General features: G+C 59.0%; 8 protein-coding genes and 1 tRNA gene. 5 read left to right on the top strand and 4 right to left on the bottom strand.

The annotated features are described in order from the left end of the window. Positions 1-146: 146 nt before the first annotated feature. Together ACMKFF_RS08860 and ACMKFF_RS08855 are read right to left on the bottom strand one after the other, a co-directional pair. Positions 147-896 (bottom strand): EFR1 family ferrodoxin, encoded by a 750-nt coding sequence (locus ACMKFF_RS08860; RefSeq protein WP_419496702.1) that lies wholly within the window; start codon positions 894-896, stop codon positions 147-149. Continuing rightward, on the bottom strand, positions 893-1,303 hold the full coding sequence (locus tag ACMKFF_RS08855) for a peptide deformylase (protein WP_419496701.1): 411 nt from the start codon (positions 1,301-1,303) through the stop codon (positions 893-895). The genes ACMKFF_RS08860 and ACMKFF_RS08855 overlap by 4 nt, the downstream gene beginning before the upstream one ends. Positions 1,304-1,464: 161 nt before the next feature. Here ACMKFF_RS08855 and ACMKFF_RS08850 point away from each other — a divergent pair, with 161 nt between their 5' ends. The 3 genes from ACMKFF_RS08850 (at position 1,465) to ACMKFF_RS08840 (ending at position 3,530) form a co-directional block, all read left to right on the top strand. Further along, entirely contained in the window at positions 1,465-2,448 is a 984-nt protein-coding gene (locus ACMKFF_RS08850) for an O-acetyl-ADP-ribose deacetylase (protein WP_419496700.1), read from the top strand. 33 nt (positions 2,449-2,481) lie between these two features. Beyond that, the gene (locus ACMKFF_RS08845) at positions 2,482-2,808 is read left to right on the top strand and encodes a hypothetical protein (protein ID WP_419496699.1); all 327 of its coding nucleotides are present in this window, start codon (positions 2,482-2,484) and stop codon (positions 2,806-2,808) included. Between the two features lie 89 nt (positions 2,809-2,897). Beyond that, positions 2,898-3,530: a vWA domain-containing protein gene (locus tag ACMKFF_RS08840; RefSeq protein ID WP_417324934.1), complete on the top strand. Its 633-nt coding sequence runs from the start codon at positions 2,898-2,900 to the stop codon at positions 3,528-3,530. 48 nt (positions 3,531-3,578) lie between these two features. Here the strand turns inward: ACMKFF_RS08840 and ACMKFF_RS08835 are convergent, their stop codons facing one another. Both ACMKFF_RS08835 and ACMKFF_RS08830 read right to left on the bottom strand, forming a co-directional pair. After that, positions 3,579-4,325: a YoaP domain-containing protein gene (locus ACMKFF_RS08835; RefSeq protein WP_419496698.1), complete on the bottom strand. Its 747-nt coding sequence runs from the start codon at positions 4,323-4,325 to the stop codon at positions 3,579-3,581. Between the two features lie 277 nt (positions 4,326-4,602). Continuing rightward, positions 4,603-4,679: transfer RNA gene (locus ACMKFF_RS08830), tRNA-Pro, on the bottom strand. Positions 4,680-4,817: 138 nt separating this feature from the next. On the opposite strand from ACMKFF_RS08830, the gene trmB reads away from it, so the two are divergent. Next, positions 4,818-5,507, top strand: coding sequence for a tRNA (guanosine(46)-N7)-methyltransferase TrmB (gene trmB / locus ACMKFF_RS08825; protein WP_367927369.1), 690 nt, complete (start codon positions 4,818-4,820; stop codon positions 5,505-5,507). Between the two features lie 193 nt (positions 5,508-5,700). Next, positions 5,701-6,846 (top strand): RNA polymerase sigma factor RpoD, encoded by a 1,146-nt coding sequence (gene rpoD / locus ACMKFF_RS08820; RefSeq protein WP_367927368.1) that lies wholly within the window; start codon positions 5,701-5,703, stop codon positions 6,844-6,846. Positions 6,847-7,071: the final 225 nt, after the last annotated feature.

Genomic DNA, 7,071 nt, shown 5'->3' with positions numbered 1-7,071 from the left:
AAGAAAGACTCGCACGGGCAGGATACTACAGTATCCTAGACCGGTACGAGTCTGTGCACTTATGCGATTGAACCGCCGTGTACCGAACGGTACGCACGGTGGTGTGAGAGGACGGGACTAAACGTCCCTCCTACTCGGTTTGCTTTTTACAGCGCCTCAAAATGATAGCGCGGCTTGCCGCGGCTCTTCCTGCCGTACTCGATGGCCTCCGCGGGACAGTAGCAGATGCAGGCCATGCAGTGGGTGCAGCTGCCGCCCCAGACGGGCCTGCCGTTCTGCAGGGAAATATTGTTGGTCGGGCAGCGCTTCACGCATAGGCCGCAGCCTGTGCAGGCCGGGCCTGCGGTGAAGGCACGATCCTTGACGAAGCAAGAATAGAAGAGCGGATTCACCGGGCCGCTCATCAGGCGGTCGTAGAGGTTGTTCCGGGTCGGCGGGAAGGGAAGACCCTCCCGGAGGGCGGCAATGGCGCGGTCGATGTCCGGCTCGGCCTTCGCGACGATCCTGCGCGCTTCATCTGCCTGCGGGACGCCGAACATGGCGATATAGTTTTCAGGCATGACGATCTGCGCCGTGCCCATGCAGGAAAGCCCCTTCACGCGGCAGAGCTCACGGTTATAACGATCGGCGCTGCCGATCTCGCTGCCGCAGGTCATGACGAACCACGCCTGCCTCGCGCCCCGAAGCTCCGTCTGCAGCAGCCAGTCGCGGACGAGGCGGGGAATGCGCCAGGCATAGGTCGGCGTGACGATGACAAGGCGGTCGCCGGTCTCCACGGCGGCGGTGTCGTGGGCCTTGATGCGGTCGTTCATGCAGAGCAGCGGCTCGTTCAGCGCTTCCGCCATGCGCTGCGCAGCATATTTGCTGTTGCCGGTGCCGGAAAACCAGAAAATCATATCAGGATCCCCTCGCAGTGGTCGATCTCGTGCTGGATGATCTCCGCCGTCCAGCCGGTGAAGGTCTTCAGCCGTGTCTGCAGCATTTCGTTCTGCCACTGCACCTTGATGGAGCGGAAGCGCTTCGTCTTCCGCGTGCCGTTCAACGACAGGCAGCCCTCCTCCGCCTCATAGGGCTCGGACTGCCGGATGATGACGGGATTGAGCATGACCAGATAGGCCCCGTCGTTGTCAAAGGCGATGATGCGCTTGTTCACGCCGATCATATTTGCCGCCATGCCGACGCAGCCGTCCTTGTGCGCGAGCAGCGTGTCCAGCAGGTCCTGCGCCGTGCCAAGGTCGTCCTTCGTTGCAGGCTCGGCCTTCTGCGCCAGAAAGGCCTCGTCCTTGCAGATCTCTCGAACCATGATATCTCCTCCTTGTACTTTCTTTTATTGTAACAGTCTTGCGGCCAATGCGCAAGAGCGTGCGGTTCGGAAAAGCAGGGAAGGCACGGGTGGTTCCTTGCCTTTTCGAACGGAATATGGTAAGATACAAATAATTCGAAGACCGTGATAGAGGTGATACCATGCCCCTGCTTTTCATCCGAAACGACATCACGAAAATGCCCGTGGATGCCATCGTCAACGCGGCAGACGAGAGCCTCCTCGGCGGGGGCGGCGTGGACGGCTGCATCCATCGCGCGGCGGGACCGGAGCTGCTGGCGGAGTGCCGCAGGCTCGGCGGCTGCCGGACCGGGGAGGCCAAGCTCACGGGGGCCTATCGGCTGCCCTGCAGGTACGTCATCCACACCGTCGGCCCGGTCTGGCGCGGCGGCGAGCATGGCGAGCGGGAGCAGCTCGTCTCCTGCTACCGGAATAGTCTTCGGCTGGCAAAGGAGCAAGGCTGCGAGACCGTAGCGTTCCCGCTCATTTCGTCCGGCATCTTCGGCTATCCGAAGGATCAGGCTCTCCGCGTGGCAGTGGATACCATCGGGGCCTTCCTGCTGGAGCATGACATGACGGTCTATCTCGTCATTTTTGACCGCAGGGCCTATCAGATCAGCGGCAAACTGTTCGCGGACATCGCGGAATACATCGATGACCACTATGTTGAAGCGCATACGGACCCTGGCGCGGAGCGCCTGCGCAGGGGAGCGCTGCATCGCGAAATGGCCGCGCCGATGTGCGCGCCCATGGCTGCCCCCGCACTGGACTATCTGCTGGAGCATCTCGATGCGGGCTTTTCGGAGACGCTGCTGCGGCTCATCGACCGCAGCAGGAAAAAGGACTCTGAGGTCTATAAAAAGGCCAACGTGGACCGCAAGCTGTTCTCGAAGATCCGGAATAACTCGAACTACAAGCCCTCGAAGCCGACGGCGCTCGCCTTTGCCATTGCGCTGGAGCTGGATCTGGCGGAGACGAAGGACCTGCTTGCCCGCGCGGGCTATGCCCTCAGTGCCAGCAGCAAATTCGACGTCATTGTTGAGTATTTTATCAGACAGGGGAACTACGATATTTTTGCGATCAACGAAGCGCTGTTCGCCTTTGACCAGAGCCTGTTGGGGGCGTGATCTGGCAGCGATGCCGTATAAGGGAGGAAGACGATGGACATTCAACGTGCAAAAGAGCTGCTGACGGCTTTGGCAGACGGGCTCGATCCCCTGGCCGGTGAGGTCCTGCCGAGCGACCATGTGTGCAATAAGGGCGATATCGTGCGCGCTCTGCATTGCGTGCTGGAAGCATTGCTTCGTGGGCAGAAGAAGCCTCTCCCGGCGAACAATGGAAAGCCGTGGACAGAGAAAGCGGATCAGGAGCTGTGCAGTCTGTTTGACAGCGGAATGACAAAAAAAGAGCTCTGTGCCCATTTCGGCCGCACCTCCGGAGCAATCGATTCCCGTTTGGAGCGGTTGGGGAAAATTCAGAGAAAATAGCTGCAATAAAAATGTCGCCCCACAGGCGACCAAACCCTCCTTCGGATGCGCTATGATAACAGCGTGATCAAACGAAGGAGGGTTTTCTCATGACAGAACTGGTTTTTATTCTGGACCGCAGCGGGTCCATGGCAGGGCTGGAGGCAGACACCATCGGCGGCTTCAACGCCATGATCGAAAAGCAGAAGCGCGAGCCGGGCCCAGCGCTTGTCTCCACGGTGCTCTTTTCCAATGAGAGCGAGGTCATCCACGACCGGCTGCCACTCGACCGCGTGCCGCCCATGACGGAGCGGGAGTATTTCCCCCGCGGCTGCACGGCGCTGCTCGACGCCGTCGGCGGGGCCATCCACCACATCGGAAACGTCCACAAATACGCCCGCCGCGAGGACGTGCCGGAGCGGACGCTGTTCGTCATCACAACGGACGGACTGGAGAACGCCAGCCGGCGCTATGATTATGCGGCGGTGCGTCGGATGATCGAGCGGCAGAAGGAACGGTACGGCTGGGAGTTTCTGTTCCTCGGCGCGAACATCGACGCGGCACGGGAGGCGGCGCGCTTCGGTATCCGGCCCGACCGGGCGGTAAACTATCGGTGCGACCGGGCAGGCACGGCGCTGAACTATGAGGTCATCGGCGATGCCGTGTGCAGCGTCCGCGCCTGCGAGCCGCTGACGGCGGACTGGAAGAGAAGGATCGAGGCGGATCGCCGGGAGCGGGGATAAGCTCCGTGTATCCGCACATGAATCGACGACTTTCCGATGTACGACGACTCAGTCCCGGACTCCCGCCAGTGCCAGAAATTTTTTATCTGTCTGAATGCTCTGCGTCAAAAACTTGCCGTCCCGGAACAGCGCATAGGTCGTGACCGGCGCGGGAACGTTCTGCGCGGATTCTTTGTCCGTGATGTGGATGCCCTTGAACGGGATATCGTGTTCTTTTGCCGCCTCCTGCACCCTTGGAACCCAGTAATAGGTGTAAGGGCACTGATCGGTGTAATACAGGACGAAACCGGCTTCTGCAATTGCCGGATGCTTTGCGCATTCCCGGAACCTCGGCGGTTCCGCATTGGGCACAAGCGGCAAATACCGCAGATCGATCCCGCAGTCGGAGATGTCTGCAACCCGGAATCCCTTGTGGGCAAGGAATTTCGGGTCAGCGAGGAATTCCCGTTTCCGGCCCTCGGCGCACAGAATACAGATCCCGTTTTTTCCCTGCGCCCTGGCATCGCGGATGCACTCCTCCAGCAGATCGTTGGAGTATCCGTGGCCCTTCATGGAGCCGGATACCCACAGACAGTTGATATAGAGCCAGCCGTCAGCCATAATTGGCACCCATGCGTTTTCTGCCGGGATGTATTCGATAAAGCATTTGCCCCGTTCCTCACTGCGGTAAAAAACAAGCCCCTCCTCAAAGCGCTGCCTGAGCCATTCCTTTTTCGCAATGCTCTGCTTGCCGGACATGGCGCAGCAGATGTGTTCCCTGTCAATATTTTCCTTTGTGATCCGAATATAGTTCATCTGTGATTCCTCCTTTGATCCGGGAAAAGCACGGCTGGTGCTTATATCGGGATTTTGATGGCCTCATAGCCAGAACGGCGCGGCTCTGCCCTGTATTTCAGAAAATTTTGACAAAAAAGACGCAGAGCAAATCCGATTCCTCATCAGATCCTGCTCCGCGTCTAAGCGTCTGGCATGATGTTTTCTTCCGCTTTTTTCTTACCGCCTCAGATCGTAAAGCGGTTGCAGTTCATTCTGCCCCCAAATACAACACGTTTTGGCGGCTTTTTTCGAAAAATGGTCCGGGCGACAGGATTTGAACCTGCGGCATCTAGCTCCCAAAGCTAGCGCTCTACCAAACTGAGCTACGCCCGGGGATATTGCCCTAATATTATACACGGGACGGGGGAGAAATGCAAGCTTTTCTACGGCTGAGATCACAATTCCCTTTACGGGCGTGCGAAAATCTGGTATAATGCAAGAAAACGAGAATGGATCCGGGAGAGAATCACCATGAGAATGAGAAAAAGACAGAATCTTGCGCCGCGGATGGAGGCCTGCCGATCGGTATGGCTGGAGGACGCGGCTTATCTGCGCGGCAACTGGCGCTCGCTGATGCCGCAGGCGCGCGAGCTGCGGCTGGAGATCGGCTGCGGCAAGGGAAAGTTCACGGTCGAGACGGCTGCGCTGGAGCCGGACGTTCTGTTCGTCGCTGTGGAGCGCGTGCAGGAGGCACTGGTGCTGGCGATGGAGAAGGCCCTTTCCATGGGACTGAAAAACGTCTATTTCCTGAGTATCGATGCCGCCAAACTGGAGGAGTACTTCGCGCCGGGCGAGGTGGACCTGATCTACCTGAACTTCTGCGACCCGTGGCCGCGCAAGAAGAACGCCAAGCGCCGCCTGACGTTCCACACCTTCCTGAAGAGCTACCAGCGCGTGCTGCGCCTGAACGGGGAGATCCACTTCAAGACGGACAATGCGCCGCTGTTCGAGTGGTCGCTCGGCGAATTTGAGGCCTGTGGGCTGGAGATCCGCAACCTGACTCGCAATCTGCACGAGAACGGCCCCGTCGGCATCATGACGGGCTACGAGGAAAAATTCTACGCGCTCGGCACGCCCATCAACCGCTGCGAGCTCATTAACCATGGCGTCCTGCCCGATCCGGAGCCCGCAGAAAAAGACGAGCAGACGGGTATATTGTGAGATCGAACCGGGAATCCTGTGAAATAGCCGGACGGAAATGGCCATGCGCTGCGGGCTGCGGCAGAACGGGAATATTTCTGCGTTTTTTCGATAAAAATTCTGAAAAACTCTTGCTTTGACGCAGAAAACGCGGTATAATGAGTTCCGATGCGCCCGAAAGAGCGCATCTTATCAAGCTGCAAGGAAGTGCGCTATGGCTACCTCGAAGAAAAACGGAAAATCGACAGAGGAACTGATGGCTCCTCTGAACGCGCTCATCAGCAAGGGCCGCCGCGATGGCATGCTCAGCTCCTCGGAGCTGATGGCCGCGCTGGAAAAAATGGATCTTTCCGTGGATAAGATCGAACAGGTCTACGACACGTTTGAATCCATCGGCATTCAGATCGTGAGCGGGGACACCGAGAACGATTCCGACCCGATGCAGGGCCTGCTGGACGACCTCGACATGACCGGCGCGGACCTGGATGAGGAAGAATCGCTGGTCGATCCGGTCGAGCTGGCAGCAGAATATAATCTGGACGATCCCGTCCGCATGTACCTGAAGGAGATCGGTCAGGTACCGCTGCTCTCCGCAGAGGAGGAGCAGGATCTTGCCCGCCGCGTCGCCGAGGGCGATCAGGAGGCCAAGAACAAGCTGACCGAGGCGAACCTGCGCCTTGTCGTCTCCATTGCGAAGAAGTATTCCGGCCGCGGCCTGCATATCCTCGACCTCATTCAGGAGGGCAACACGGGCCTGATCCGCGCGGTGGACAAGTTCGACTATACAAAGGGAAATAAATTCTCTACATATGCGACCTGGTGGATCCGGCAGGCGATCACGCGCGCCATTGCCGATCAGGCAAGAACGATCCGCGTTCCGGTGCATATGGTGGAGGTCATCAACAAGGCAACGCGCTGCAACCGCAAGCTCGTGCAGGAGCTCGGCCGCGAGCCGACGCTCGAAGAGATCGCCGAGGAGTTGAATCTCCCAATCGAGAAGATCATCGAGGCGAACCGCACGGCGGCGGACACGCTGTCGCTCGATACGCCGGTCGGCGACGAGGAGGATACGACCATCGGCTCCTTCGTTGAGGATGACAACACGCCGGGCCCGGCGGATGCCACGAGCAACACGCTGCTGGCCGAGGCGCTCAGCGAGATCCTCAACACGCTGACAGAGCGTGAGGCAGACGTCCTGCGCCTGCGCTTCGGCATGTACGACGGCAAGACGCACACGCTCGAGGAGGTCGGCCAGATCTTCGGCGTCACGCGCGAGCGCATCCGCCAGATCGAGAACAAGGCGATCCGAAAGCTGCGTCACCCGAGCCGCGCCAAGAAGATCCGCGATTTTTACTGCTGAATAACCAAACGCCGCTGCAGGTCTTCTGCAGCGGCGTTTTTGACGAAAAGAGGCCGCAGGTCCGGTAACGGGCCTGCGGCTGCTTTATGTGCGCCCGGTGAGCGCACGTTCTATAGGGTGAAAGTCCCGAGTCCGCCCGGTAGCGGGAAGGGCTAGCCAAAGGCAAGGGTGTCCATCGTGAGGTGGAATCTGAAGAAAGCCGGATTTTGGGAGTTGAAAGGTCTC

Source organism: Faecousia sp. (assembly GCF_048519415.1).
Lineage (GTDB): Bacteria > Bacillota > Clostridia > Oscillospirales > Oscillospiraceae > JAZOXB01.
This window is presented reverse-complemented; position numbering and strand designations above follow the sequence as displayed.

Excerpts from the sequence above, each read along its gene's own strand:
- ACMKFF_RS08860 (WP_419496702.1), bottom strand. The coding sequence starts at position 896 with ATGATTTTCTGGTTTTCCGGCACCGGCAACAGCAAATATGCTGCGCAG.
- ACMKFF_RS08855 (WP_419496701.1), bottom strand. The coding sequence starts at position 1,303 with ATGGTTCGAGAGATCTGCAAGGACGAGGCCTTTCTGGCGCAGAAGGCC.
- ACMKFF_RS08850 (WP_419496700.1), top strand. The coding sequence starts at position 1,465 with ATGCCCCTGCTTTTCATCCGAAACGACATCACGAAAATGCCCGTGGAT.
- ACMKFF_RS08845 (WP_419496699.1), top strand. The coding sequence starts at position 2,482 with ATGGACATTCAACGTGCAAAAGAGCTGCTGACGGCTTTGGCAGACGGG.
- ACMKFF_RS08840 (WP_417324934.1), top strand. The coding sequence starts at position 2,898 with ATGACAGAACTGGTTTTTATTCTGGACCGCAGCGGGTCCATGGCAGGG.
- ACMKFF_RS08835 (WP_419496698.1), bottom strand. The coding sequence starts at position 4,325 with ATGAACTATATTCGGATCACAAAGGAAAATATTGACAGGGAACACATC.
- trmB (WP_367927369.1), top strand. The coding sequence starts at position 4,818 with ATGAGAATGAGAAAAAGACAGAATCTTGCGCCGCGGATGGAGGCCTGC.
- rpoD (WP_367927368.1), top strand. The coding sequence starts at position 5,701 with ATGGCTACCTCGAAGAAAAACGGAAAATCGACAGAGGAACTGATGGCT.